This window comes from Clostridium sp. AF29-8BH (genome assembly GCF_003478145.1).
In the GTDB taxonomy this organism is placed as follows: domain Bacteria; phylum Bacillota; class Clostridia; order Lachnospirales; family Lachnospiraceae; genus Otoolea; species Otoolea fessa.
The window spans coordinates 12,096-38,252 of sequence record NZ_QUEL01000013.1; the positions used below are offsets into that span (position 1 = coordinate 12,096).

At 51.2% G+C, this 26,157-nt stretch carries 21 protein-coding genes and 1 pseudogene; all 22 read right to left on the reverse strand.

From position 1 onward, the window contains the following. Positions 1-146 precede the first annotated feature (146 nt). A complete protein-coding gene (gene murF / locus DWZ16_RS09105; protein ID WP_118482177.1) occupies positions 147-1,556 on the reverse strand; it encodes a UDP-N-acetylmuramoyl-tripeptide--D-alanyl-D-alanine ligase in 1,410 nt (469 codons plus the stop codon). A gap of 18 nt (positions 1,557-1,574) precedes the next feature. Further along, the gene (locus DWZ16_RS09110) at positions 1,575-3,038 is read right to left on the reverse strand and encodes a UDP-N-acetylmuramoyl-L-alanyl-D-glutamate--2,6-diaminopimelate ligase (protein ID WP_118482178.1); all 1,464 of its coding nucleotides are present in this window, start codon (positions 3,036-3,038) and stop codon (positions 1,575-1,577) included. A 42-nt stretch (positions 3,039-3,080) separates the two neighbouring features. Next, positions 3,081-5,606, reverse strand: a complete 2,526-nt coding sequence (locus DWZ16_RS09115; protein ID WP_118522654.1) for a DNA translocase FtsK — start codon at positions 5,604-5,606, stop codon at positions 3,081-3,083. Continuing rightward, positions 5,603-6,106 carry a DNA translocase FtsK 4TM domain-containing protein gene (locus DWZ16_RS09120; protein ID WP_118522655.1) on the reverse strand — a complete coding sequence of 168 codons (504 nt, stop codon included), beginning with the start codon at positions 6,104-6,106 and terminating at the stop codon, positions 5,603-5,605. Before DWZ16_RS09120 ends, DWZ16_RS09115 begins: the two co-directional genes overlap by 4 nt. Next, positions 6,049-6,378, reverse strand: a complete 330-nt coding sequence (locus tag DWZ16_RS15455) for a hypothetical protein (RefSeq protein WP_182427324.1) — start codon at positions 6,376-6,378, stop codon at positions 6,049-6,051. The genes DWZ16_RS09120 and DWZ16_RS15455 overlap by 58 nt, the downstream gene beginning before the upstream one ends. A gap of 139 nt (positions 6,379-6,517) precedes the next feature. Continuing rightward, positions 6,518-7,324: a ClpP family protease gene (locus DWZ16_RS09130; protein WP_118482196.1), complete on the reverse strand. Its 807-nt coding sequence runs from the start codon at positions 7,322-7,324 to the stop codon at positions 6,518-6,520. Positions 7,325-7,648: 324 nt separating this feature from the next. Next, the gene (locus DWZ16_RS09135) at positions 7,649-9,328 is read right to left on the reverse strand and encodes an SH3 domain-containing protein (RefSeq protein ID WP_118482179.1); all 1,680 of its coding nucleotides are present in this window, start codon (positions 9,326-9,328) and stop codon (positions 7,649-7,651) included. Positions 9,329-9,343: 15 nt separating this feature from the next. Continuing rightward, complete coding sequence (locus tag DWZ16_RS09140) at positions 9,344-11,029, reverse strand: C40 family peptidase (RefSeq protein WP_118522657.1); 1,686 nt, start codon at positions 11,027-11,029, stop codon at positions 9,344-9,346. 355 nt (positions 11,030-11,384) lie between these two features. Continuing rightward, a pseudogene (locus DWZ16_RS09145) lies at positions 11,385-12,181 on the reverse strand (ABC transporter ATP-binding protein). Continuing rightward, positions 12,181-13,098, reverse strand: coding sequence for an ABC transporter permease (locus DWZ16_RS09150; protein WP_022358702.1), 918 nt, complete (start codon positions 13,096-13,098; stop codon positions 12,181-12,183). Before DWZ16_RS09150 ends, DWZ16_RS09145 begins: the two are co-directional and overlap by 1 nt. Before the next feature lie 130 nt (positions 13,099-13,228). Next, complete coding sequence (locus DWZ16_RS09155) at positions 13,229-14,251, reverse strand: ABC transporter substrate-binding protein (protein WP_106999973.1); 1,023 nt, start codon at positions 14,249-14,251, stop codon at positions 13,229-13,231. A 182-nt stretch (positions 14,252-14,433) separates the two neighbouring features. After that, positions 14,434-15,369, reverse strand: coding sequence for an ATP-binding protein (locus DWZ16_RS09160; protein ID WP_412694319.1), 936 nt, complete (start codon positions 15,367-15,369; stop codon positions 14,434-14,436). Further along, complete coding sequence (locus DWZ16_RS16820) at positions 15,369-15,833, reverse strand: hypothetical protein (RefSeq protein WP_347474941.1); 465 nt, start codon at positions 15,831-15,833, stop codon at positions 15,369-15,371. Before DWZ16_RS16820 ends, DWZ16_RS09160 begins: the two co-directional genes overlap by 1 nt. Positions 15,834-15,840: 7 nt before the next feature. Beyond that, positions 15,841-16,569, reverse strand: coding sequence for a response regulator transcription factor (locus DWZ16_RS09165; protein WP_118472683.1), 729 nt, complete (start codon positions 16,567-16,569; stop codon positions 15,841-15,843). Next, complete coding sequence (locus tag DWZ16_RS09170; RefSeq protein WP_022358706.1) at positions 16,569-18,242, reverse strand: Na/Pi cotransporter family protein; 1,674 nt, start codon at positions 18,240-18,242, stop codon at positions 16,569-16,571. Before DWZ16_RS09170 ends, DWZ16_RS09165 begins: the two co-directional genes overlap by 1 nt. A gap of 166 nt (positions 18,243-18,408) precedes the next feature. Then, positions 18,409-19,509: a tRNA dihydrouridine synthase gene (locus tag DWZ16_RS09175; protein ID WP_118522663.1), complete on the reverse strand. Its 1,101-nt coding sequence runs from the start codon at positions 19,507-19,509 to the stop codon at positions 18,409-18,411. Positions 19,510-19,514: 5 nt separating this feature from the next. Further along, positions 19,515-20,081 (reverse strand): precorrin-6Y C5,15-methyltransferase (decarboxylating) subunit CbiT, encoded by a 567-nt coding sequence (gene cbiT / locus DWZ16_RS09180; protein ID WP_106999977.1) that lies wholly within the window; start codon positions 20,079-20,081, stop codon positions 19,515-19,517. 39 nt (positions 20,082-20,120) lie between these two features. Then, on the reverse strand, positions 20,121-23,303 hold the full coding sequence (locus DWZ16_RS09185; protein WP_106999978.1) for a cobyrinate a,c-diamide synthase: 3,183 nt from the start codon (positions 23,301-23,303) through the stop codon (positions 20,121-20,123). Continuing rightward, the gene (gene cobJ / locus DWZ16_RS09190) at positions 23,296-23,979 is read right to left on the reverse strand and encodes a precorrin-3B C(17)-methyltransferase (protein WP_117795792.1); all 684 of its coding nucleotides are present in this window, start codon (positions 23,977-23,979) and stop codon (positions 23,296-23,298) included. The genes DWZ16_RS09185 and cobJ overlap by 8 nt, the downstream gene beginning before the upstream one ends. 29 nt (positions 23,980-24,008) lie before the next feature. Then, positions 24,009-24,293, reverse strand: coding sequence for a cobalamin biosynthesis protein (locus DWZ16_RS09195; RefSeq protein ID WP_182427325.1), 285 nt, complete (start codon positions 24,291-24,293; stop codon positions 24,009-24,011). After that, entirely contained in the window at positions 24,209-25,351 is a 1,143-nt protein-coding gene (locus DWZ16_RS09200) for a cobalamin biosynthesis protein (protein ID WP_118522658.1), read from the reverse strand. The genes DWZ16_RS09195 and DWZ16_RS09200 overlap by 85 nt, the downstream gene beginning before the upstream one ends. A gap of 19 nt (positions 25,352-25,370) precedes the next feature. Beyond that, the gene (cobM, locus tag DWZ16_RS09205) at positions 25,371-26,144 is read right to left on the reverse strand and encodes a precorrin-4 C(11)-methyltransferase (protein ID WP_022358712.1); all 774 of its coding nucleotides are present in this window, start codon (positions 26,142-26,144) and stop codon (positions 25,371-25,373) included. Between the last annotated feature and the right edge of the window lie 13 nt (positions 26,145-26,157).

Below are 26,157 nucleotides of genomic sequence, written 5' to 3' on the forward strand. Positions count from 1 at the left end.
TATTTCTAATTCAAGTCGAACGTCCGTGAGATTTGGCGCGTGATTCTGGTCAGCGAAGCTGACATATTCTCTACAGAATCACTGCGCATCCTCGCGGAGCGTTTATCTCAGTCGGAGAATGGACTCCTACTGAGACAAACTTGCTATTACTTACCACCTGAAGAGGTGGGAGTCTTCTCGACTGAGATAAACCTCGCTGCCGTCTCCCCCAGCTTCATACTGTTGGAACCCTTGAACAGGACTGCATCTCCCTCACCGATCTGTGCATCCAGCCAGTCAAGCATATCTTCTTTTTCGTCCTCTTCAAACGAAACGACATGCAGATCCGGTTTGACTTTCTTTGCTCCCTCGGCGATCGCCTGCGCCAGTTCGCCATATACAACCAGGATATCGACCGGTTTTTCCGCCAGAAACGCACCAACTTCACGGTGGAACTGAATCGTATTCTCTCCCAGTTCCTTCATATCCGCCAGAACCGCAATTCTGCGTCCTGCCGGCAGGGAAGAAAGCACACCTATCGCCGCTTTCATCGAATCCGGGCTTGCATTGTAGGTATCGTCCACGATCGTATAACCATTTTTATGATAAATCTGCTGACGGTTCTTGAACCCGCCAAATTCAAGCAGCTTTTCCGCTGCATCGGCAAGCGGCACATCGTAGGCATCCGCAACCGCCAGGGCAGCCAGCGCATTCATGACATTGTGCTCGCCCATAACAGTCAGCTTCACCGGGACGCGCACCTCGCCGTGTACCATCGTAAAGGACGGAAATCCATCCAGATATGAAAGATCCTCGGCGCGGTAGTCGTTATCTGCTCCAAGTCCATAACGGACGGTATGGCAGCCTGCTTTTGCATGCACGGTAGAAAGCATATCATTATCTCCATTTACAAACAGGATTCCGCCTGCCTTCATACCGTCCTGGATATGCAGCTTTTCTTTTAAGATATTCTCGCGGGAGCCCAGATTCTCAATATGCGTCACACCGATATTCGTCATGACTGCCGAATCCACCGCCGCAATCTCCGCGATCACCGCCATCTCGCCCGGCTCACTCATTCCCAGTTCCAGCACGCCGATCTCATCATTCTCAGAAATCTCCGAGATCGTGAGTGGCACACCGATCTGGCTGTTGTGGTTTGCCGGTGTCTTGAATGTCTTATATTTCGCTGAAAGCGCCGCCGCCACCATTTCGCGCGTCGTCGTCTTTCCCACGCTGCCGGTGATACCAACTAACGGGATAGAAAGGCGTGCCCGCAGGCAGCGTCCGATCGTCTGCAATGCCAGTTTCGTATCTTTCACCTGGATCAGGGCGCCGTGAAAGCCCTCCGGTGCCGCCTCATGCTCCGAAGTCAGTGCGGCTGCCGCCCCATTGTCCATCGCCTGAACCAGGAAACGATGCGCGTCTGATTTCTCCCCGATCAGCGGAACAAACAGATCCGCCCCGCGCATACTCCGGGAATCAATGCTGATGTGTTTTAACTCCGTATCTGCATCTCCGCAGAGCAGTGTTCCCGACACTGCTTCCACGATATGTCTGACTGTAATATGGTCCATATTTTGCCTCCAAATTGATTACATATGCAGCTTCTTCACCGTCTCCTGCACTACTTCCCGGTCAAGGAAATGATAGCGCACGCCCTCGATCTCCTGATAATCCTCATGCCCTTTTCCGATGATCGCGATGATATCGCCATCTTCCGCATGCGACAAGCTGTACTCAATCGCTTCGCGGCGATCCGGGATTTCAACGTATTTGCCGTCGGTTTTTGCAAGTCCGACCTTGATATCTGCCAGAATATCTCCCACTTTCTCAAAGCGGGAATTATCCGCCGTGATGATCGACAGATCTGCCAGCTTTCCGCCAATCTCTCCCATCGAGTACCGGCGATCGCGCGCCCGGTTGCCGCCGCATCCGAAGACACAGACGAGACGCTTCGGCTTGTAGTCGCGCAGCGTCAGAAGAAGACTTTCCATGCTGACCGCATTGTGGGCGTAGTCAACGATCACGGTGCACTTTGCTGATTTATATACAATCTCCATCCGTCCATCGACCTGGATATGTTCCAGCGCATGGCAGACTTTCTCCTTCGGCAGGTCAAAGAAGCTGCACACGCCCGCTGCCGCCAGCGCATTGTCCACGTTAAATTTGCCCGGAATGCCGACACGCAGATCGCTCTCATATCGTCCATGCGTCTGAAATTCGACGCCCACGAAATCATGTTCGCGTACATAGTGAATGTCATCCGCTGTAAAATCAGCCGCCCGTTCCAATGAAAAGGTCAGGATCTCTGCTGTCGCCCCTTCTACGATCGCATCAAAGTGCGGATCATCGCGGTTGACGAGCGCTGTCCGGCAGTTTTTCAAAAGCTGCTTTTTGTAGTAAAGATATTCTTCAAAACTTGCATGTTCATTCGGGCCAATATGATCATTGGAAATATTCAGGAAAATTCCATAATCAAAGAAAAGTCCGTCTACCCGGTGCATCAGGTAGCTTTGGGAAGAAACCTCCATCACGACGTAACGGCAGCCCTCTTCCACCATTTTTGCAAAATATTCTTGCAAAATATAAGATTCCGGCGTCGTATTTTTGGTCGGATAATGATTCTCACCGATCACAGCGCCGTTCGTTCCGATGAGACCCGTCTTCTGTCCGGCCGCCTCCAGAATCGCCTTGATCATATAAGTGGTAGTCGTCTTTCCCTTCGTGCCGGTCACACCGATCGCCGTCATCTTCCGCGCCGGATAATCAAAACGTGCCGCCGAAAGAAGCGATAGCGCGTTCCGTCCATTCTCCACTTGAATGACCGTCACGTTCTCAGGCGCCTCAACCGGATGCTCGACCACCAGAACCGGCGCGCCCTTTTCAACCACATCCGGGATAAAGGTATGCGAATCGACGTTTGCCCCGCGCATACACACAAACACCGTCCCCGGCGCCGCCTTTCTCGAATCGTAGACCACCTCGTCAACCTCCGTCTCCAGGCTGCCCTGCAATAATGTATACGGCAATTCTTTCAGCCAGCTTTTAAGCTTCATAGGATACCTCCTGATTTTGATATTTTATAATGATTCCGCTTTTTAATATCCTTCTTCCATCATGTTTTCAAACTGCTCCATGCTCATCAGCACCTTACGCGGCTTCGTGCCTTCTTCCTCACCGACCACGCCTGCATCTGCAAGCTGATCCATGATACGCGCGGCACGGTTGAAGCCAATCTTAAACATACGCTGCAGCATGCCGATGGATGCTTTGTCTTTCTCAATGATAAATTTACCTGCCTGTGCAAAATAGGCATCGCGCTCACCGCCGCCAAAGCCCGCATCCATCGCCGTCGAACGGATCTTGGACTCAACCTCGGCGCTGTACTCTGCGGTCAGCCCCTCCTGTTTCAAAAATCCGACCACATCCGAAACCTCATTGTCGGACACAAACGCGCCCTGTACACGCTGCGGTTTCTGATAGCCCGACGGATAGAACAGCATATCGCCCTTTCCGAGCAGTTTCTCCGCGCCGTTCATATCAATAATGGTGCGGGAATCCACTCCGGAAGAGACGGAAAAAGCAATTCTCGACGGAATATTTGCCTTGATCACACCGGTGATGACATTGACCGATGGTCGCTGCGTCGCAATCACCAGATGAATGCCCGCTGCACGCGCCAGCTGGGCCAGACGACAGATCGAATCTTCTACTTCGCCCGGCGCTACCATCATCAGATCGGCAAGCTCATCCACGATAATGATGATTTGCGGCAGTTTCTCCGGTTTCTTCGGATCGTCGATATCCGCGATCGACTCAACCTTGGCATTGAAACCCTTAAGATCGCGCACGCCGTATTTTGCAAACTTCTGGTAACGGTCGGTCATCTCTGCCACCGCCCAGTTGAGGGCGCCGGACGCCTTTTTCGGGTCGGTCACAACCGGAATCAGAAGATGCGGAATACCGTTGTATACACTTAACTCAACCACCTTGGGGTCGATCATGATGAGCTTGACCTCGCTCGGCTTTGCTTTATAAATCACACTCATGATCAGCGTATTGATGCAGACTGATTTACCCGATCCGGTCGCACCCGCGATCAGAAGATGCGGCATCTTCGCAATGTCGCTGACAACCGTCTGACCTGCGATATCTTTTCCGACCGCGAATGCCAGCCGGGACGGATATTTCTTAAATGCCTCTGACTCCAGCAGATCGCGCAGCAGAACCACATGGTTCTCCTTGTTCGGAACCTCGATACCGACCGCCGCCTTGCCAGGAATCGGTGCCTCGATACGGATGTCCGCCGCTGCCAGATTTAACTTGATATCATCCGCCAGCGCTACAATCTTGCTGACCTTGACACCCTGCTCCGGGTGAAGCTCATAGCGGGTAACCGTCGGTCCACAGCTGATGTTTGTAACCGTCACGCCCACGCCGAAGTTCTGGAGCGTCTGCTGCAGCTTGATCGCTGTCTCCCGGTACTCCTGATCCGAGAAATCGGTCTGTCCCGTGCCGCGTTTTAAAAGTGTCAATGGCGGGAATATGTATTCTTTCTGGATCTTCTTTTCTTCCTCTTCCTTGCGCTCGATCTGCTCTGGAACCGTCAGTTCCTCAACTGGAAGTGCTTTTCGTTCTTCCCGTTTCTGCTCCAGTTTTTTCTGTATCGCCTCTGTATCTGTCTCGATCACCTTTCCGGATGCGGTCACGACCGTTTTGGAATCCTCCGGGACAAAGAAACTGCCCTTTGTCTCGCCCCGCTCTGATTCCAGCGTCTTATAATAGCCATCGATTGGTTCGGAATCCGTTTCCCCAGATATAGGTTCGTTCCATTCATCCTCATTCCCCATCGAAACGGTTTCCCACTCGTTTTCCGATGGCTCAAAGACATCCTGATGCCCTAAATCTGTATGAACCTCCTCTGCGGTCAAACCAGAGGTCTCTTCCGCGGTCAAACCGGGGGCCGCCTCCGCAGCCGGTCTCTCCCGTGTCTCTACCGGATAATAGCCTGGACCTTTCTGACTCTCGCCGCCGGCAAATTCTTCCATCGTCCGGGTATCACGGCGTACATACAGGCGTTTCAGGAGCTGGTCGCTCGCACTGTCCTCTGCCTCTGCAGTCTCTACTGTCCGCGCCGTCTCGCGCTCCGATTCTTCCTGAAACTGGGATTCTGAACCATCGTATGCATATGTATCCTGCTCCGATTCCACCGGCTCTTCTTCGTACTCCACCGGCTCTTCTTCATACTCCATCGGTTCTGGTTCTACCGCTCCGCCACCGTGGAATATCTGCCCGCGAAATACATCTGCCGGATTCTCCTTCTCTACTCCCTGTCCGGAATCCTGTGCCAGATTTTTTCCCTCTGCCGGAACATCGGTCCAATCATCATAAGCCGCGGCCTCATCCTGCAAGTTTTCCTGCCTTCCATGCATCTCACGGAATTCCTCCGGTGCATCCTCCGGTCCCAGCACGGTTCCCTCCGGGACTCCTTCCGAGAAATTTCGCATCACTGGCAGCTCGGTCAGCTTGGCGCCCTCGAGATCAACGCCACGGACCCGCTGCTCCTCCCGCAGACGGCGTTTTTCTTCCTTTTTCTCCTCATGTATCTCACGGCGGCGGCTCATATCTTCTTTCGCATACTCATACGCCCTTCCGCTGCCCTGTTTAACGAAGTTACCAGGGAACGCTCCGTAATGCACACAGCACCGAGTGCCAAAAGCACCAGCAGAATCAGAACTGCTCCGATCGTTCCCACTGTTCCGCACAACAGCAGCATCAGAATGCCACCGATAAAGCCGCCTCCACCTGCCTGCGCGTAATAATCGCCCAGATTCCAGTCCAGATGCTGACCGCCTCCCATAAGAAGCTGGGAAAGTCCGCAAAGTGCCAGAAGCACCTCGCCAACCGCCACCAACTTGGCTACGGCTTTCTGGTTGCCTCGGTTTGAAAGATAAAAACAAGTTCCCATAAATAAAAGGAATGGCACCAGATACCCCATCACGCCGAATACGCCAAGCAGAGTCGATCGCAGAAAACTTCCGACAAAGCCGCAAAGCCCGAAATTGCTCAAAAACAAAAGTACCGATATTGCAAATGATACAATAATCGCCACTTCCGTTCCCATAAATGCCCTGTACCACTTTTCTCCACCGGCTCCGGCGCCTGGCTGGCGCGGCTTCGGCTTCCTGTTCCTTTCGCGGTGCCTTTTCCAGACGAAGCTTTCTTCTTCCCCCTACTCTTTTTCTCGTTCAGCGTCTCCTCCGCTTTCTTCGCCGCAGGGGACTTTCTGGATCGCCCGGCTTTTTTCTCTGTCCCAGCTGTCTCCCCGGCACGCTCTGTACTCTGTCTTTTCCTGCTTGTATCTGCCACCTGTCTCATGCCTCCAACATTTCCCATGTATCTGCGGTTCCTCCTGTTTCACAAAATACAGCCTCCCGCAGACTGCTTTTCTCATTTTACATTCTTATTATCTCATTCAGTATACCCAAATTCAGGGAAAAAAGCAACGCTTTCCTAAAATTTTCGCACGTATGTTCTACTTTCTTTTCAGATTTTCACTAAAATCCGTCTTCGTCATCCGGTCGTGTGCATCTATTTCTTGTTTCTTCCCATCGATCGCCCGGTTCAGCCATGCAAGCGCTTCCCGGATCCCGCCGCATTCATCGATCAGTCCCTCCTGGACCGCCTCCTCGCCAACCAGGACCGTTCCCAGATCTTTTGTCATCATCTCCGTATTGAGCATCAGGCTCCGGAGGCGCTCATAGGAGATCTGACTGTGTCCGGACACAAAGCTTAAAATACGATCCTGAATCATTTCAAAATAATCATACGTCTGCACGGCACCGATCACCATCCCCGTCATCCGTACCGGATGTACCATCATCGTCCCGGTCGGGACAATAAAAGAGTGATCGACCGCCACCGCGAGCGGCACACCGATCGAATGGCTGTCCCCGATGACCAGTGAAACGGTCGGTTTGCTGAGCGAAGCAATCATCTCCGCGAGCGCCAGTCCACAGCTTACATCGCCGCCCACCGTGTTAATCAGGACTAAAACTCCCTCCGTCTCACCGCTCTCCTCGATCTCCGCCAGCTTAGGCAGAATATGCTCATATTTCGTCGTTTTCGTATTGCCGGACAAATTTTCATGTCCCTCTATCTCTCCGATGATCGAGATTAATTCAATGTGATTGCCATTCTTTCCCGTAATATCCGTCTGTCCATTTTCACGCTTCTGAACCGGATCCTCCTGCGCCTGTTCCCGGCTTTCTCCCGCCTTATCTGTCTGCTTGTCCCACGCTTCATTTTCCCATTCCCTGTTTTCACGATTTGCCCGAATCATATTTTCCTCTTTTCTGCGCTCTTTCCATCTTACACGCGGATTCAATGTTTTTCTCAACTGCCTAATTCATTCTTAGTATTCTGTCTTCCTATTATCTTTATTCACTGAAACCGCTTTTTATACAAACAAGGATGTGCCTTGGCACATTCGGGCGTCTCGCGCGGTCACTTGCGACATGTTTCTGCTTCGCGCGAGTGCGCATCCCCGCGATGCGTTTTTTATTTCATAGGACACAATTTCCTATGAAACAGAAAAAGAGAGCTGGGAAAAGCTGCCTTTTCTCCCTGCTCTCTTTCAAATATTTTTTATTGACTTTCCATGGAATTAATCGCCCAGTACATTGACGATCTTCGCCGGGGTACGGTAATTCCAGGTGGAAATCTTGATACCATCCCTTGCATTCGATGCATGGCACACGCGCCCACCGCCGATATAGAGTGCTACATGGTTGATCGTTCCACCGCTGTTTGTGTAGAAGATCAGATCACCCGGACGCATCTGGGAAGAACTGATACTTCTTCCTGCTCCCGCCTGGGAACCCGAATGATGCGGCAGACCGACGCCGAAGTGTGCCATAACCGACATCGTAAATCCAGAACAATCCGTACCATTTGTCAAGCTGGTACCGCCCCATACATACGGATTCCCAAGGAACTGAGTCGCGTAGTTTGCGATCTGCGCACGCTTGGAGGAGCCGCTTGAAGATGCTTTCTGGCTGCCAGAACCACCGTTACTGCTGCTCTTGCTTCCAGAGCCTCCCTTGCTGCTCGCCGCCTTGGTCTCAGGCTCCGGGGTCTCCTCAACCGGTGTAAACTCGATCGCCTCATTTAACGCATACCGGACATCGACAAATTCAGTCGCTACATAGGCACTCGTCTCATCCAGTGCAATCTGCACCCAGCCATCCTGCTGGCTCATAACCGAATACCGCTCGCTGTTGGAAATCTGCGTCCAGATCGGCGCGTCCGTGTTCGGCTCCGTACGGGCATTCAGACGGTCAGTTGATACGATCGCCATCAGCTGTGCAACCTGCAGTGCCTCCTGCTTCGCCGCATCTCCAGTCAGAATAAATTCGGATTTAACATAGCCGGTAACCGGACCGGACTTGATCTTATACCAGCCGCCATCCTCGGTCGTTTCCAGAATCTCACCACCGGACTTGCTCGTCATCTTACCGATGATCTTCGCATCCTCCTTCGGCTCCACGCGGATATTTAAGTAGTTATTGACATTGGAAATACCCAGATTGTCATACATATTGAGAACCATCGTCCGCAGATCCAGCTTACGCGCTTCATTTAACGCATAGCGCACATCCACATAATCCGCTGAAATATAGCCCCCGCTGATCTGAATCCAGCCGTCCTGCTCGCTGACAATGGAATAACGCTCATTTTTCAGCGCCTGTTCCAGCACCTGCGCGTCCTCACTCGGCTCACTCCGGATATTCAGCTTGTCAGTCGTGATGACCGCCATCTTCTTGACCAGCTCAAATGCCTCTGTTTTTGCCGCCTCGCCGGTCTGTACAAATTCTGAACTGATGTAGCCCTCCAGACCGCCGGAAGATATCTGATACCAGCCTTCCTGGGAATCGTCCAGAATCTCGCACGCACTGCCGCCCATCAGTTTGCCAATGACATCGGAGGTTGTACTGGCGCTCTCACGCATATTAAGATAACCAGATACATCCACAATACCCAGATTCTGGTAGGACTCGACTACATTTTTCTTTTCTTCGTCCTCTTTTGCCTGTTCCTCATCCTCCGGCAGCGTCTCTCCGATCACGGTTTCCTGCACCTCTGCCTCGGATGCCGATGCCACCCGGGCGTTTCCAGAACCTCCGAACGTGCCGCCCTGTGCCAGCTTCACGATGATAACCAGAGCCAGCACCACAATGACAGCACAGCCTCCGATCATGAACCAGTGCATCGGATCTTTGCCATTTCGTCTCTGACGTACTTTCTGCAGGCGTTCTTTATAATCTTCTGTCTTTTGCTCTTCCATCTTATCCTCTCCCTATCAGTCTCCCAGCATATTGACAATCCGGTACGGATTCCGGTAATTCCAGGTAGAAATCTTGATGCCGCTTCTCCGGCTCGCCGCATGGACGATCTGACCATTGCCAATGTACATCGCCACATGGTTGACCGTTCCCTTGCGATTCGTATAGAAAATCAGATCGCCCGGACGCATCTTCGAAGAATCAATCTTCGTACCCGTCCGCGCCTGTTCCCGGGACACCCGCGGCAGGGACACGCCCGCCACATGGCTGTATACATACTTTGTAAAACCAGAACAGTCCACACCCGAATGCGGGTCATTACCGCCCCAGACATAACGGTTTCCGACAAACTGAAGCGCATAGTTGACAATCTGGGTCCGCAAGGATTCCTTTTCTTTTAATGGGGTAAATGGGATCGCCTCCGGCAATGCATAACGCACATCTACGAAATCAGTCGCCACATACGCACTCGTCGTATCGAGCGCAATCTCGACCCAGCCATCCTGCTGGCTTATAACATCGTAACGCTCATTGTTAGAGATCTGCGTCCAGATCGGCGCATCCGTGCTCGGCTCCGTGCGGGCATTCAGGCGGTCGGTTGAAACGATCGCCATCAGTTCTGCAACCTCCATCGCCTCCTGCTTCGCCGCATCTCCTGTCAGGATATACTCCGCCTTCACATATCCAGTGACGGGACCCGACTGGATCTTATACCAGCCGCCGTCCTCGCTCGTCTCCAGAATCTCTCCGGCAGACTTGCTCGTCATCTTACCGATGATATTGCCATCCTCACTTGGCTGATCGCGCACATTCAAGTAATTATCCACACTGGAAATACCCAGATTTTTGTATAAATTCAGCACCATCGCACGCATATCCAGCTTCCGCGCTTCATTGAGTGCGTATTTGATCTCCGCATAATCCGTAGAAATATAACCGCTCGAAATCTGAATCCAGCCATTCTCCGGCTCACCCTCGACCACATAGCGCTCATTTTTCAATGCCTGACCGACAACCTCAGACTCCGTGTTCGGCTCTTTTCGGATGTTCAGGGAATCTGCCGTGATGAGCGCCCGCTTTTCAACCAGTTCCAACGCTTTTTTCTTCGCCTCATCCCCGGTCAGAACAAACTCCGAGCTGATATAACCAGAAATACCGCCAGATTCGACCTGATACCAGCCTTCGGTTGAATCATCCACGATCTCACACGCACTGTCGCCCATCAGCTTGCCGATGATGTTGCCGTCCGTGCTCGCCGTCTCACGCATATTCAGATAACCAGACACCTGCACGATACCCAGATTTTTATAGGAAGCTACCACTGCTTCTTTCTCTTTGATCTCCTCCGCTCTGGACTCTTCGGATGCCTCGTCCTTCGAAAGCTCTGATGCTGTCGCCGCCCCATTCTTTGCAGTTCCGGCTCCCGCCTGACGGCTGAGCAGAGACTTGCCTGCAAGCGCTGCAACTGCAAGAGCAATCACCACTCCTGCTGCTATCACTCCGAAGCGCAGACTCTGACTCTTATCTTCGCCCTGGCGCCTGCGCGAATGTCCCGCGGATTCCCGGACCGGCTTTGGTGTCTGATCCTGGGTCTGAGCTGGCTCTGATTCCTGACTCTGAACTGCTTCCGGCTCTTGAATCCGCTCCGCCGCTGGCACCTGTTCTGACTCCTGCGTTTCTTTTTTGTTTTCTTCTTCTAACATATGGATCGCTCCTGATTTTTCTTGAAATTATGACTTAATATATTAAACGTAATTTTTATTTTATCATATTCGTAGGGAATTGCCAAGGAAGGATGTGGAGGAAAAAATGAATTTTCTATAAATGAATTATTACAGAAGTGTTAAGTTGTAGATAAACGGTTAAGTCGTGAAAGGGGGAATTAGTTGGAAATATGGGAGAGGAGAATGCCCTCCGACCGCTCGCGCCGCCGGAGGGCATTCTTTCTCACTTATAGTCGTGGTTTTTAATTTGTTGACCCACTTTTCATTCCGTATATTTTTTGTCTGTTATCGGTTAATGATTTTGATAAAAGCCTTCAAATCTTATAACCCCTGCTTATTTGGCAAGCATCATACGGTCATTCGCAAATTCTTCTCCGCTTACCTTTTCAAATCTCTCCAACAGGTCTTCTACCTGCAGATTCTTCTTCTCTTCCCCTGCTACATCGTAGATGATCCGACCTCGTGCATCATAATCAGACGGTTGCCGATCTGAATCGCATCTTTCATGTTATGGGTAACCATAAGCGCGGTCAGATTTTGTTCATCTACGATCTTTTCGGTGAGATCGAGGACTTTGCGGGCTGTTTTGGGATCGAGGGCGGCGGTGTGTTCGTCTAAAAGAAGGAGCTTTGGCTTCTGGAGGGTTGCCATCAGAAGGGTGAGCGCCTGGCGCTGTCCGCCGGAGAGTAAGCCCACTTTGCTGGTCATACGGGTCTGAAGCCCCAGGTCGAGCTGTGCCAATGCCTCACGGTAGAAGTCCTTTTCATTCTTTTTGATGCCCCAGCCGAGTCCTCTGGATTTGCCGCGGCGCAGCGCCATGGCAAGATTTTCCTGTATCTCCATATTGGCGGCGGTGCCGCGCATCGGATCCTGGAAGACTCTGCCGATATATTTAGCGCGTTTGTATTCTGGTTCTCTGGATATGTTTACGCCATCGATCTCGATTTTACCGGAATCGATCGGATATACGCCTGCGATCATATTTAACATGGTGGATTTTCCAGCACCGTTTCCGCCGATGATCGTCACGAAATCGCCCGGTGCCAGGTGTAAGTTGATACCGTTTAAGGCTTTTTTCTCATTAACAGTTCCTTTATTAAAAGTTTTCTTTACATTTGTTATCGTCAGCATTACTCCTCGCCCCCTTCTGAATAATCTTTTCTCAGCCTGTATTTAGCGAGTGCTACCGGAATACAGAGTGCCAGTGCTACAATGACAGCAGAGAGCAGCTTCATGTCGTTTGCATCCATACCCATGCGGAGTACAACCGCACGGATCACAAAGTAAATGACCGAACCGACGACCACGGAGGTCAGTTTCCAATAGAAAGAGGTCAATCGTCCCATCAGGACTTCGCCGATGACGATCGCCGCCAGACCGATGACGATAGCACCGGTACCACTTCCAACATCACCATATTTCTGGCTCTGGCAGACAAGTGCGCCGGAGAGACCGACCAGGCCGTTGCTGACCATCAGGGATAAAAGCTTCGTCATACGGGTGTCCACGCCCAGCGCGCGCACCATATCCTCGTTGTTACCGGTTGCACGCATCGCACTTCCGATCTCGGTTCCGAAGAACCAGTAAAGAAACAGAATAGCCGCCACAGCCAGCACAATTCCAACGATCATCGATGCCTGTGCCTGGGTCATCCCGAAGGAAGCAGCCAGACCACTGATAAGTGTCTTAACTTTCAGAAGCGGCAGATTGCTCTTTCCTCCCATGATCCGGAGGTTGATCGACCAGAGGGAAATCTGAGTCAGAATTCCTGCCAGAATCGCTGGTATCTCAAATACAGTATGAAGAATACCCGTTACCGCACCAGCCACGACACCGGCTGCCGCTGCAACTAAAAGTGCCAGCACCGGATTTACTCCTTTGTTGACTACCAGGACTGCACAAACGCAGGCACCCAACGCGAAGCTTCCGTCTACCGTCATATCCGCAATATCCATCAGGCGGAATGTAATATAAACTCCCAATACCATGATTCCCCAAAGAACGCCCTGTGCGACCGCGCCCTGCAGGGATACTAATAAACCGCTCAAACTTTTACCTCCCTGTGTTTTGTATTTTCTTCATCTGATTAACTGTAAAGACTGCCAGATCGGCATATTTATTTTATGCTTCTGATCTGACAGTCCATCTCATTTGAAGTTTAGGTCTTTCTAGTACTCTTTATTTCTCAAGTCCAGATACATCGATTCCCAGCGTCTGCGCTGTCTCTTCATTGACACTCAGCTCGCACTTGGAAGCGTCCAGATAACCGATCGGCATCTTAGAAATATCGGCGCCCTCAGTCAGGATTTTAACGGCCTGCTCACCGGTCATGTAGCCTAACTGGTAGTAATCAATACCGTAAGTAGCAAGACCGCCTGCATCTACCATGCCTTTCTCGCCGCAGATAACCGGAAGTTTATTCTCATTTGTTACCATCGTTACGGTTGCCATACCAGCCGCGATCATGTTGTCGGTTGGTGTGTATACACAGTCTACATTGCCAACCATAGATTCTACAACGGTAGGAATCTCATTGGAATTGGAAACGGTGTAATCTTCATACTCAATACCAGCTGTATCAAGTGCTTCTTTCGCCATGTCAATCTGAAGAACGGAGTTTGCCTCCGCGCTGCAATACAGAAGTCCGACCTTTTTTACATCTGGAATAATCTGCTGCATCAGATCAATCTGCTCTTTAACCGGAGTCAGATCAGAAGTACCCGATACGTTGCCGCCCGGAACCTCGTTGCTCTCTACCAGACCGGAAGCCGCCGGATCGGTAACAGCGCTGACAAGAATCGGAATCGAATCCGTCACACCTGCAACTGCCTGTGCTGCCGGGGTTGCGATTGCAAAAATCAAATCATCTTTATCGTTGACCAGTTTCTCTGCGATCGTCTGGCATGCAGACTGCTCGCCAGCTGCATTCTGCTGGTCGATCTCGTATTTGATGCCTGCATCGTCCAGCGCTGCCACGAAGCCCTCATTGGTCTTATCCAGTGCCACATGCTGGGTCAGCTGTAATACGCCAATCTTATAGGTCTCGCCGTCTGCTGTCTGCTCTGCCTCTTTGCTTTCTTCTCCGTCTGCGGACTCCGCTGCTGTCGTGTCCGTACTTGCTGTCTGTCCTCCGCAGGCTGCTAGGGATGCCGCCATCGCGCCAGCCAGCATCAGGGCTGCTAATTTCTTTGTCTTTCTCATAATATCATCCTCCTGAACCTTTTCAACGTATGTAACAGATTTTCCTCTTATGCATCAAACCATGATTTATTTTTCGCTTTAAAGAGCTGAACTGTTACGCTTTAAAGCAATCATACTACAAACTCCAAAAAGAGTCAACCTAAAATTCCGCTATTTTATAGGGAATTTAGGTTGACTCTTTTTTATTTTGCTTCCGCGATCTGCAGTTTCACCGTAAACGTTGAACCTTTTCCGACTTCCGACTCTACCTTCACGCTTCCATGATAAAAATTCACGATATGCTTGACGATCGAAAGACCAAGCCCGGTGCCGCCCTGTTTGCGGCTGCGCCCTTTATCCACCCGGTAAAACCGCTCAAAAATACGGCTCTGGCTCTCCGCCGGGATGCCGACGCCGGTGTCGCGGACCGTCAGTATCATATCCGCGCCCCAGTGCTTGACCTGCACCCAGATTTCGCCGCCCTCGTTGTTATACTTGACCGCGTTTGTCAACAGATTGTTAAACAGCTCCTGCATCTGGCGCAGATCGGCACGAATCGTGAAATTCTCGCACTCTTTATGGACTGTGATGCCGCGCGACGCCGCCTGCGCGGCAATCGAAGACAGGCTGTCCTCCAGCAGTTCCACCGTGCGGATCGTCACAATATCTGCTTTCGCACCGCGGGATTCCAGACGGGAGATCATCAAAATATCATCCACCAGGTTCGTCATCCGCATTGCCTCTTTTTTTATGCGTCCCAGAAAATCACGTGCCGTGCCCGGATCCTGTGCCATGCCGCTTTCCAAAAGCTCGACGTAACCGCGGATCGAAGTGATCGGTGTTTTCAGCTCATGCGATGCATTGCTGAAAAACTCCTGCCGGATCTGTTTTTCTTTCTCAATGCGCTCCAGATATTTCTTCATATTTCGGGACATCCGCGTCGTCGTGTCCGCGATGACATTTATCTCCTCATACGGGCATTTTTCAAACTGAAAACGCGTGTAGTCGTCATCCATCCGCACCATTTCACTGGAAATTTCCTGCAAAGGACGCGTGATGGACTGGGAAAACCGTTCCGCCTCCATTGCCGATGCAAAAAAAGCTATTCCAAAGCTCAAAAAAGCGGCCGGAATCAACATCAGGATATATTCACCCAACCGGTTGAACAGGCAGAAAGGCGCAGTATGTATTTGCCGTCCGATGAACGGATCGCCGCGTACGCCATCTGCATTCCTAACGTTCCGGAGCGCCGCACCGAATATCCATATCCCGTCGCCAGCGCATCCTTCACTTCCTTGCGCTCCAGATGATTTTCCATCTGATTCACCTGCGCTACTTCCGTATCAGCCACCACCGTGCCATCCATCCGGATCAGCGTATAACGGCTATTATTGTCGTTCGTAAGGTCGCTCAAATCCATCAGCTGTTCTTCCACATTTCCCGTATAATCCAACATACGGTCAACGGATTCCAATGCAAAATGCATGTCCTCCCTTGACCGTTTGAGCAATACACTGCTGGTAACCACCAGAGCGATAAATGTATTCAGAACCAGCGCCAGGAATAACAGATGAATAAATTTCGTCAAAATCGCTTTTCGCATCGTTTCATCACTTTCCCGCTTCTTTTTCCTTTAAAAACCGATAGCCCACGCCGCGCACTGTCTTGATCTGGGCTCCGGCGTCATGCAGCTTCTGCCGGAGTGTCTTGATGTGCATATCCAGCGTTCTCGTCTCCCCATCATAGTCATAGCCCCAGATATGGTCGAGAAGCTCGTCGCGCGTCACCACCCGGTTGATATGTTCCATGAGATATGTTAAAAGTTCAAATTCTTTGAGCGTCAGCTCCGTCCGGTCGCCGCAGGCAATCACCTCTCGCGTCTCCCGGTTGATGCTGACTTCACCGATCGTCAGGCTGGAAACCTCCTCTTTTGCAGGTTCCACCCGCTTTAAAAGGTTTCTGACGCGCGCCGAAAGCTCCAGAATACCGAAGGGTTTCGTCATGTAGTCGTCAGCACCGTTGTCAAGTCCCTGTACAATATCCATCTCACGATCCTTTGCCGTCAGCATCAGGACCGGGGCTGCGGAAAAGTCCGGCATCTCCCGGATCTTGCGGATCGCCGCCATGCCGTCCATCCCCGGCAGCATCCAGTCGAATACAAACATCGCCGGATACTCCCGCTGCGCCTCCCTGCCTCTCCGAAGCAGGGCCGAAAGGCTGTCAAGCGCTTCCTCTGCCGTCTCAAATCCGCTGGCGCAGTAACCGAAGTTTTCCAGTGCCACGCAGATCAGATTCCGGATATTTTCATCATCCTCAATCACATATATCCGATATTTCATTACTGCATCTCTTCCTTTACGTAGCCAGCTACATTCTTGGCATGATCCGCGATTCTCTCATAATTTGCCAGTGCATCCAGGAAGATAACACCGCCCTCAATCTTGCATTCTCCATTGGAAAGACGGTTCATATGGCTCTCGCGCATCTCCTCCTCCATATTGTCAACCTCTTCCTCCCAGCGGGCAGTCTGACGTACTTTCTGCATGTCATGCGCCTGACGCGCCTCCACGGACGCCTCGACCGATTTAAGCGTTGCATCTGCAATCGTCCGCAGCTCTTTCAGCGCCAGATCCGAGAAATCAATATTCACATTCTCAATCCGTTTCTTGGCAAGCTCTGCTAAGTTTTCACAGTGGTCACCGACACGTTCAAGATCACCGATTGTATAATACATATTCTTAACAAGAAGATGCTGTTCATCATTTAAGGAGAGGTTGTTGATCTTTAAGAGATATTCGGTCAGCATTTTCTCCATGCGGTCGATGGTCTCTTCATTTTCAAATACCTGTTCACAGAAATTATCATCTGCATCTACTAAGGCTGCTGTCGCTATTTTTAAGTTGGCAACCGCTACCTTACCCATGTTGACAACCTCGTTGCACGCCGTCTCAATCGCAAAGGACGGAGTTTCGAGGATACGGTCGTCTAAGTGACGGATCATCTCGGTCTCGACACTGTTTGCCGACCACTCTTTCTCTGTCTCCTTCGGCTTCGGAACAATCACATCCGATGCCTTTACCAGGAAACCAGCAAACGGGAACATAATGCAGGTGTTGACAACGTTAAATATCGTATGGAAAATCGAAATTCCCACACTGTCCGCACGCGTCATCGCAAGCTCCGGATTCATCATAAACACGATGTATAAAGCGACGCCAAATACAACTGCACCCGTCACATTGAACAGAAGGTGAATGACCGCCGCACGCTTTGCCGTACGGGTCGTACCGATACAGGATAACAGCGCGGTCGCACAGGTACCGATGTTCTGTCCCAATGTAATAAAGACTGCTGACTGCCAGTTTACCATGCCGTTGATCGCCAGCATCTGTAAAATACCGACGGACGCGGAACTACTCTGGATGATTGCGGTAACTGCCAGACCGACTAAAATACCTAAAAGTGGATTCTGTCCCAGTACCCGGAAGGACTCGGAGAAGATCGGCGCATCCCGGTACGGCTCAATCGAACCGGACATGAAAGAAAGACCGATAAACAGGAGTGCAAAACCGATCAGGACTTCGGCACCCTCTTTTTTCTTGTGGCTCTTCGCAAACATCGTGATGAATGCGCCGATACCGAAGAGAACCGGTGCAAAGAACTCTGGCTTTAACACCTCGCCCCACTCACTCATCGACACAATCCAGCTCGTCACAGTCGTACCAATGTTGGCACCCATGATGATGCCGGTCGCCTGCAGAAGATTGATAATTCCGGCATTTACGAAACCAACGACCATAACCGTCGTCGCGGAACTACTCTGAATGATCGCGGTAACGCCCGCGCCCACCAGCACGCCCAGCAAGCGGTTCGAAGTCAGGATCTCAAGCACACGTTGTAAACGGTTGCCCGCAAACTTCTGCAGACCATCCGCCATCGACTCCATTCCATACAGGAACATTCCCAGTCCTCCAATGAACTGAAAGAGTGTTCCCAAAGTACTAATAGACATACATATTCTCCCATCATCTTTTGATCTTTACACATAGTATGTCTTCACTATATCAAATAAATGTAAAAATAACCAGCAGGAAATGTAAAATCTGTGTAAAATCTGATATTCGCAACACTGTACTGCCTGAATGAGAGGATGGTTACAGGACAGCCCGGTACCAATCCTATAGTGCCGGGTTGCGAAAGCCATCTTCCACAAACCGCCCGCTCGCAAACATCGCCTGAACAGCAGCCCGGTAGTCAGACAGCTTCTGTGCCTTCTTAATCTTCTTCAATTCTTTTTCACATCCCGGAAAATGGCACTGGAAATAGTACCAGAGTTCCTTCATTTTAAACAAAGTATTCCGGTCGCCGGACATGATTTCTGCATAACCGGTCAGGAGGCGATCGTGGAACTGCTGGAAAGATTGGAGATGATTCGAGGATGGCAGATTCCGCACCTCTCCAAAAATCCACGGGCTCGCAACCGCACCGCGCCCAAACATCAGTGCGGCTAATTTCATTTTTTTCTGCGTTTTACCGCTATCAGATGCTTCATCTTGTCCTACAATTTCTTTCATAAGTGCAGACGCATCCGCCGCCGAAAAAAGATTTCCATTATAGCTGACCGGGCAGCGGCTCTGCTCCAGCGCATACGCAAATGACTCCATCCGTATTTTCCCCTTATAATAGTCCTCGCGCACTCTCGGGTGTACAATCAGTTCTTCCAGCGGATAATGATTATAGATTGCGAGCAGGCGTGGAAATTCAGACGCTTCTTTCATGCCGATCCGGGTTTTGATCGACAAACGCACCGGCTTTCCATCCGCAGCGTGGATTTTTTCCAATCCGTTGCAGACTTCCTCCAGAAACAAGCTCAAATCTTCCGGCTCGGCTAAAAATCCCGCGCCCTTTTTCTTCGTAACCACCGTCCCCGACGGACAGCCCAGGTTCAGATTAACCGTCCTATATCCATACTCCGCCAGTTCCTCGCAAACCCACAGAAAATCTTCCGCCGAATGCGTCAGAATCTGCGGGATCAGGCATAATCCCTGATTATGCTCTGGAAGAATATCGTTCCTTTCCCTGGATGTCAGCTTATGGCTGGAACCTGGTGCAATGAACGGACTGTAATACCGGTCAACGCCCCCATAAATGACTGCATGCGCCTGCCGGAATACGTATCCCGTGATTCCCTCCATTGGTGCAAAATCTAATTTTACACTCCTTGCATCGTTCGCGCTTATACGATTCTCGCCCACTTTTAATGCCTCTGGCTGAATCATTTTCTTCACGCTTCATTTCCTCCCAGTGATATGATATAGATTGGATTCTGCCCTTTCATCAAATGACTGGAACCAATCTTCTCCGCTTTTGCAATCTGCATGGACAGAATCTCCGCCTCTATCCCGCGCTCTTTCAGGTAACTCATAAGCACTGTCAGAGACTCCAGCGCAATCAGGTTGATCACAATTCGGATATCTGGGTTCAAGCGGAACAATTCATCCAGAATCTCGCGCATCTGTCCGGTTGTTCCCCCGATAAATGCCCGATCCGGTCGGTGAACACTTACCTGTGCAAATGTCTCCGGCGCCTTTCCCGGCACGATCGTGACCGCCTCTGTTCTGGCTTTCTCACAATTTGCCCGGATCAGATCAACCGCCTCTTCCTTATATTCAAACGCACACACATGAATCCCCGGACAGCTTACCGCCGCTTCCACACTGACAGAACCCGTTCCCGCGCCAATGTCCCAGAACTCACAGTCCTCATACAATTCCAGCTTGGACAATGACACGGTCCGCACCTCACTCTTCGTCATCGGGACCTTGCCCCGGATAAACCATTCATCTCGCATTTGGTACTCCCCATTTTCTAAATTCTCATATAAATTCACTCAATTGGTATATTTTTGCTGACTCCCTTTGGCACATTCATCCAGCCATTTTCGCAAAAAATCTGGACAGGATGCATAATAGAGATGCGGAAATCCGCCAATCTGTCCTCCCTTTTCATGGATGCAGCGCCAACTTCGGTTTCCGGTCGGTTTGACTGCCTCCCAGTCGGTGCCCGGATCTTCGCTCTCCCAGTAATGGAACTCATGCCCGTGAATTTCCTGACCGGATGAGGTCAGCAGACGCACATAGCCAAACCGGCGCAGGCGGTTCGTCCGGTAAGCGTCAAATGGATAAACGCCAGCCATTTCCCAGTGTTTTCCATCGCTTCCTTCAAGAGTACGGTGTAAATATAAAAATCCACCGCATTCCGCCAGAAACGGCATTCCCGCCGCAATCGACCGCCGGATACTCTCACGCATCGCCGCGTTCTTTGCCAGCTCCCGTGCATAATTCTCCGGATAACCGCCGCCAAATAAAAGCCCATCCACTCTGTCCGGGATTTTTTTATCCCTCAGTGGACTGAAATAAACCAGCTCCGCACCCATCTGTTCCAGAAGGCGGAAATTTTCCTGATAGTAGAAGCAGAATGCCTCGTCACGAGCAACACCGATGCGGACGCGCGAGGTGACTTTTTGCTCTTGACATGCTGGGAATTTCGCTATACTTTCCGCCTCCATTGATTCGTTTTCTGCTTTTTCTTTCTCTTTGTTTTCTATCCTCAATGGCAGCATCCCTGCCACTTCCAGCACCCGATCCACCGCAATCGACTTCTCCATCTGATCTGCCAATCGCCCGATCCGCTCGCGCAGCCGATCGATCTCGCCCGGCAGAAAAAGTCCCAGATGGCGGCTTTCCATGCGGTATTCCTCGGATTCCGGCAGATAACCAAGCACCGGAAGCCCCGACGCCTCTTCCACGGCTGCTGCCAGCCGCTCATAATACATCGAAGAAACCCGGTTCAAAATCACTCCGGCAATATGGCTTTTTTTCCGGAAATGCAAAAATCCAGATGCCATTGCTGCCGCCGACAACGATGCGCCCTTACAGTCCAGCACCAGAATCGCCGGCGTGTCTGTGATCTCTGCAATCTCCCAGCTGCTGGCGGACGTTTCTGTTCCGCCCAAGCCGTCATAATAGCCCATGACACCCTCTAAAACTGCAATTCCCGCCTGTTCTTCCCGCACTGCATCCACCAAAACCTTCCGCACGCCTTCCGCCGGCAGAAAAAAGCTATCGAGATTTCGCCCGGGAATGCCGAGCACATAGCGGTGAAACATTGGATCGATATAGTCCGGTCCACATTTGCACGCGATCGGATTCAGACCGCGGCGGCGAAGGATTTCAAGCAGTCCGCAGGTCAAAAGAGTTTTTCCACTGCCGCTTTTGGGGGCGGCAAGCATGATGCGTGGACATGCTCTGACAGAAGCCTCATGTGGCAAAAGTTTATCTGCATCATTTTTATATGATTCTGTTACTCGAACATCGGATGGCATTTTTTCTGACACCATTTTCTGTTCATATATCAACTTCTCTACATTTTTTGTTTCTGTATTGTTACCATCTGTAATCTTTTCCTCTTCGTTCTGCCCACGCTTTATTTCATCCGTGACTTCCAGCAGCATCAAGCTCAAATCCGCAAATTCCAATTTTTTCATTTCTTCCGCGGTTCCGCTCCGGATCTGCTCTTCCGGGTACGATAAGTTTTCACCAACCGTCACCTGTACATTTCCATATCCCGCCTGTGTCAGACGTTCACAAAACTGTCCAGCTCCATTTTTGCCGCCCATGAGGATAAACGCACGCTTAGCCGGTTCTTCTGGATCACACAGACGTTTCATCACCCGATCGACAGACAATTCTCTTCCATGTGCGGAATAAATCGCCGCATCTTCCCAGTGCGTCCCCAGGCGTGCCGCCAGATAACTGACACAGGATGTACCCGGATAGACGGTAAATGGATAACCAGCTTCCCGCAGCCGCTCTGCCATCCTGGATGCCCCGCTGAAAAAGCCGGTATCACCCGAATACAGGATGACCGCCTGCTTCCATTCCGGGTGCTTCGATACAATCTGTATCACATCGTCAGGAAGATATGCTTTATAGCACTTCGTTTCTTTTTCCACCGCAGCCGCTGATTCCTGTCTGTTTTCAGCTTTTCCTTCCTTGCTAATCAGCAAATCATTCTGCAGCGCTCTCTCCGCGGATTCCAGCATACGCCCCGCGCCAATCAAGGCGTCACTCTCTCGAATTGCCCGAAGGACTTCCCCTGTCATCTGGGACGGCTGTCCCATGCCAATTCCCGCCAGAATCAAATGTGTTTTTAACTCTCCAACATTCCCCTCATCCGCCTTCTTCAGCACCTCCATTGCCTCTTCCAGCGAAATACCATCCTCCTCCGGTCTGCGGATCACAACCACTCTGGTTCCATTTTCACGCGCCGCTTCCACCTTTTCCTGAAATCCGCCCGCACGCCCGGAATCTTTCGTCAATAGCCACTCCGCTTTTGTCTGTCGGAGAAATAGCGTATTCATTTCGGTGGAAAAAGGTCCCTGCATCGCAATCAGATGGCTGCCAGTTATCCCCAATTTTTCACATTTCTTCAAAACATTCGAAGTTGGAAGCACTCTCGCATACACCCGTTTTTGATAATCTGGTATCTGGCACAGGGCTTCCAGTTCTTTACTGCCGGTTGTGGCAAAAATCACGCCGGAAACAGAAGAAAGAAATGACACTGCCTCCTGAATGGAATCAACCTCGACCCAATCACGTGCTTTGTTTTGTTCGCCCTCTGCGCGCAGGCACCGTTCCAGGCGGACACCGGTCCGTCCGCACGCTTCCTGGATTTCTTCTGAAACAAGTCTGGCATGCGGATGTGTTGCATCGATCACAAGATGAATCCCCTGGTTTCGGATAAATTCTTCCATCTGGTAACGATCCATCCGTCCACGTAAGACTTTTATCACTGAGGATGCCTGAACCGTTTTCAAGTTTTTCTTTGCAAGGCAAGTATTGTGGTTCAAATCTGGATTCCCTGCATTCCCAGATTCCATCAGCTCCTCCTGCAAAAGCTCCTCTCCATACTCCGAAGCCACGCTGACCCACGCCTCAATCTTTTCCCGGCTACAATATTCCGCCAGCAGGCGCCCTTCTGTCGTTCCTCCAAATATCCATATTTTACACATCGCGGTATCCCCTCGGTGTCACCAGACATCCATTTAACATCTGCGTTTCCTTATTTCCAATAAATACGGTCGTAAACATATCCACCGGCGTCTTTTCCAGTTCTGCCAGTGTCAGAAGGTGCACCGCCTCGCCCTCGCGGCCAATATTCTGTACATATCCGCAGGCAGTCTCACCACTTTTATACTCTAAAAGAATCCGGCAGGCACGCTCCAGATAATCGTGGCGTTTCCGGCTGGATGGATTGTAGAGGCAGATAATAAAATCCGCTTCCGCCGCTGCACGCAGCCTTTTTTCGATCACTTCCATCGGCGTCAGAAGGTCACTCAGGCTGATCACCGCAAAATCATGTCCCAACGGTGCACCGAGAATGGCTCCGCCTCCCAGCGCTGCCGTCACTCCTGGAATTACTTCCACGTTCACATCCGGGTACGCCTCTGCCATCTGCAACACCAGCCCCGCCATGCCATAGACGCCGCTGTCCCCACTGCAGATCATTGCTGTTTTCCGACCATCCTGCGCCGCTTTTAATGCCATCTCACAGCGTTCCTTTTCCTGGCGCATCGGCGTTGTCAGAAATTCCGCCTGTGGATAAAATTCTTTTACCAGGTCCACGTATACCGTATAACCGATGATCACCTGGCTTTCCCGCAAAATGCGGTCTGCCCGGACCGTCATCTGTTCTCTCGCCCCCGGTCCAATTCCGATCACGTATAATTTTTTTTCTTCCACTGCTGCCTCCTTACTTGCTCCGATGCCGGAACCGCTACTGCTGCCGTCACACCGTTAAACGCCATTTTCTGTACTCTCAGATCAATCGCAGGCAGATTTTTCTCATCCATCTCCCGTTCCCGGTAAATCCGGCGCACCCCCATGACGGCTGCACGCTCACAAACATTTCCTACCCCTACTGTCTTCCGCACAAACGGCGATTCTGCAAACTTCGTACCGGCACTTTCCAGCTCTTCCGGGGTAAAACTCCACAGTTCCACATCCCACTCCTTCGCAAGCGCCAGAATGCCATCTCATTTTTCTTCCGATCTACCGTTGCAATCGCCCGCACCGCACTTTTATCAATCATCGCCCGAGAAAGTGCCACTCTTGCCATCTCCCGGACAGCATTCAGGGAGGAATCCCGGCGGCATCCCATTCCAAGAACAACCGTTCGCGGATACAGGCGCAGAAGTTCCGGCGTACCTGATTCATTTTCCGACTCATAACTTTGCTCTTTCTTCTGCTCACTTTTCTGCCCAGGCGATCCTATATCGGATTTTCCGACAGACATATCTATCTCAGCCGCCTTCGCCGAATCGCCGGTTTCCACTGCCACTACCGCCGCTGCTTTGACTGCATCCCGCTGTTCCTTCTTCTCCTGCAGCCCAATCACCATATCCCGGCGCACCAGAGACGCTGGGGCATTTTTCGGGCATCCGCCCTGTTTCAGCGTCACATAGATGTTTTCCTTCTGCCATACGCCCGGAGTAATCTCTGCCGGAACGATTCCATCTACTGGATAATCACTGAAAAAGCCAATTTTTTCACCGCGCAGCTCCGCCGCGGAGATTTGTTTCGCCAGTTCCCGATCACTAATCACCAGCTCATTTTCCGCTGCAAATACATCAACTGCAAATGCCTGCCGCAGATCCGTTGCCGTCGTAATTACCGGTTCTGCCCCCAGAATCTGCGCCGCTGCCTCTGCCAGTTCATTGCATCCGCCCACATGTCCAGACAAAATCGGGATCGCATAACGTCCCTGCTCATCGATCACCAGCACCGCCGGATCTTTCAGCTTATCCTGCACCCACGGCGCAATCAAACGGACTGCAATCCCCGCCGCCCCGACAAACAAAATTGCTTCCTTCTCCTGAAATGCTTCCTTGACCACCTGTTTCAGCGGTTTCGAATGTTCGGATCCTGTATAATCTAAAAAGTCAAACGCCTCTTCCATCTGCTGGCTTAATTTCTCCAGCAGGCGCGTCGCCGTCTCTTTTCCCTGTGCAGTAAAGCAAATGCAGATACCGTTCCTGACCCGAAGTTTCAACTGCTCCATTTATAACAATCCCTTTCTATTACTCATATACAAAACCATCCGTCCCCTGACGGAATTCAGTTGTGAATTCTGGCGCATATAAACGTGAACGCTCGTATCCCGCCTGGGCAGTCACATCCCCGACGATAATCAGAGCTGTTTTTTTGATATTTTCCCGCTCTGCCGCCTCTGCAAGCGTGGCAACCGTGCAGACAACCCGCTTTTCATCCGGCCAGGTCGCTTTGTACACGATCGCCGCCGGCGTGTCCGCCTCATATCCGCCCTTTATCAGCTCTTCCGAAAGCTTCTTCAGCATTCCCGTGCTTAAAAATATAACCATAGTCGCATGATGCGCTGCAAACGACGCGATGCTCTCCCTCTCCGGCACCGGCGTCCGCCCCGCCATCCGGGTGATAATCACGCTCTGCGAAACGCCCGGCAAGGTATATTCCAGATTCAATGCAGATGCCGCGCCGCAGAAAGAGCTGACGCCCGGGCATACCTTATAAGAGATATTTAACTTGTCCAGCTCGTCCATCTGTTCCCGGATCGCACCATACACGCAGGGGTCGCCCGTGTGAAGCCGCACCGTCATCTTACCCGTCGATTCCGCTTCTTGGATCTTTTCGACCACTTCTTCCAGCGTCATTTTCGCACTGTCATAGACAACGGCTGATTCTTTTTTATAATCCAAAAGCTCTGGATTGACCAGAGAACCTGCATAAATAATCTGGTCTGCCTGATTCAAAAGGCGTGCTCCCCGCACTGTGATTAAATCTGGCGCTCCCGAACCTGCTCCGACGAAATATACCATATATGTGATTTCT

Bases quoted from the DNA above. Each gene is read 5' to 3' on its own strand.
- murF (WP_118482177.1), bottom strand. From the start codon at position 1,556: ATGGACCATATTACAGTCAGACATATCGTGGAAGCAGTGTCGGGAACA.
- DWZ16_RS09110 (WP_118482178.1), bottom strand. From the start codon at position 3,038: ATGAAGCTTAAAAGCTGGCTGAAAGAATTGCCGTATACATTATTGCAG.
- DWZ16_RS09115 (WP_118522654.1), bottom strand. From the start codon at position 5,606: ATGAGCCGCCGCCGTGAGATACATGAGGAGAAAAAGGAAGAAAAACGC.
- DWZ16_RS09120 (WP_118522655.1), bottom strand. From the start codon at position 6,106: ATGGGAACGGAAGTGGCGATTATTGTATCATTTGCAATATCGGTACTT.
- DWZ16_RS15455 (WP_182427324.1), bottom strand. From the start codon at position 6,378: ATGGGAAATGTTGGAGGCATGAGACAGGTGGCAGATACAAGCAGGAAA.
- DWZ16_RS09130 (WP_118482196.1), bottom strand. From the start codon at position 7,324: ATGATTCGGGCAAATCGTGAAAACAGGGAATGGGAAAATGAAGCGTGG.
- DWZ16_RS09135 (WP_118482179.1), bottom strand. From the start codon at position 9,328: ATGGAAGAGCAAAAGACAGAAGATTATAAAGAACGCCTGCAGAAAGTA.
- DWZ16_RS09140 (WP_118522657.1), bottom strand. From the start codon at position 11,029: ATGTTAGAAGAAGAAAACAAAAAAGAAACGCAGGAGTCAGAACAGGTG.
- DWZ16_RS09155 (WP_106999973.1), bottom strand. From the start codon at position 14,251: ATGAGAAAGACAAAGAAATTAGCAGCCCTGATGCTGGCTGGCGCGATG.
- DWZ16_RS09160 (WP_412694319.1), bottom strand. From the start codon at position 15,369: ATGTTGATTCCGGCCGCTTTTTTGAGCTTTGGAATAGCTTTTTTTGCA.
- DWZ16_RS16820 (WP_347474941.1), bottom strand. From the start codon at position 15,833: ATGCGAAAAGCGATTTTGACGAAATTTATTCATCTGTTATTCCTGGCG.
- DWZ16_RS09165 (WP_118472683.1), bottom strand. From the start codon at position 16,569: ATGAAATATCGGATATATGTGATTGAGGATGATGAAAATATCCGGAAT.
- DWZ16_RS09170 (WP_022358706.1), bottom strand. From the start codon at position 18,242: ATGTCTATTAGTACTTTGGGAACACTCTTTCAGTTCATTGGAGGACTG.
- DWZ16_RS09175 (WP_118522663.1), bottom strand. From the start codon at position 19,509: ATGATTCAGCCAGAGGCATTAAAAGTGGGCGAGAATCGTATAAGCGCG.
- cbiT (WP_106999977.1), bottom strand. From the start codon at position 20,081: ATGCGAGATGAATGGTTTATCCGGGGCAAGGTCCCGATGACGAAGAGT.
- DWZ16_RS09185 (WP_106999978.1), bottom strand. From the start codon at position 23,303: ATGTGTAAAATATGGATATTTGGAGGAACGACAGAAGGGCGCCTGCTG.
- cobJ (WP_117795792.1), bottom strand. From the start codon at position 23,979: ATGACGGTCCGGGCAGACCGCATTTTGCGGGAAAGCCAGGTGATCATC.
- DWZ16_RS09200 (WP_118522658.1), bottom strand. From the start codon at position 25,351: ATGGAGCAGTTGAAACTTCGGGTCAGGAACGGTATCTGCATTTGCTTT.
- cobM (WP_022358712.1), bottom strand. From the start codon at position 26,144: ATGGTATATTTCGTCGGAGCAGGTTCGGGAGCGCCAGATTTAATCACA.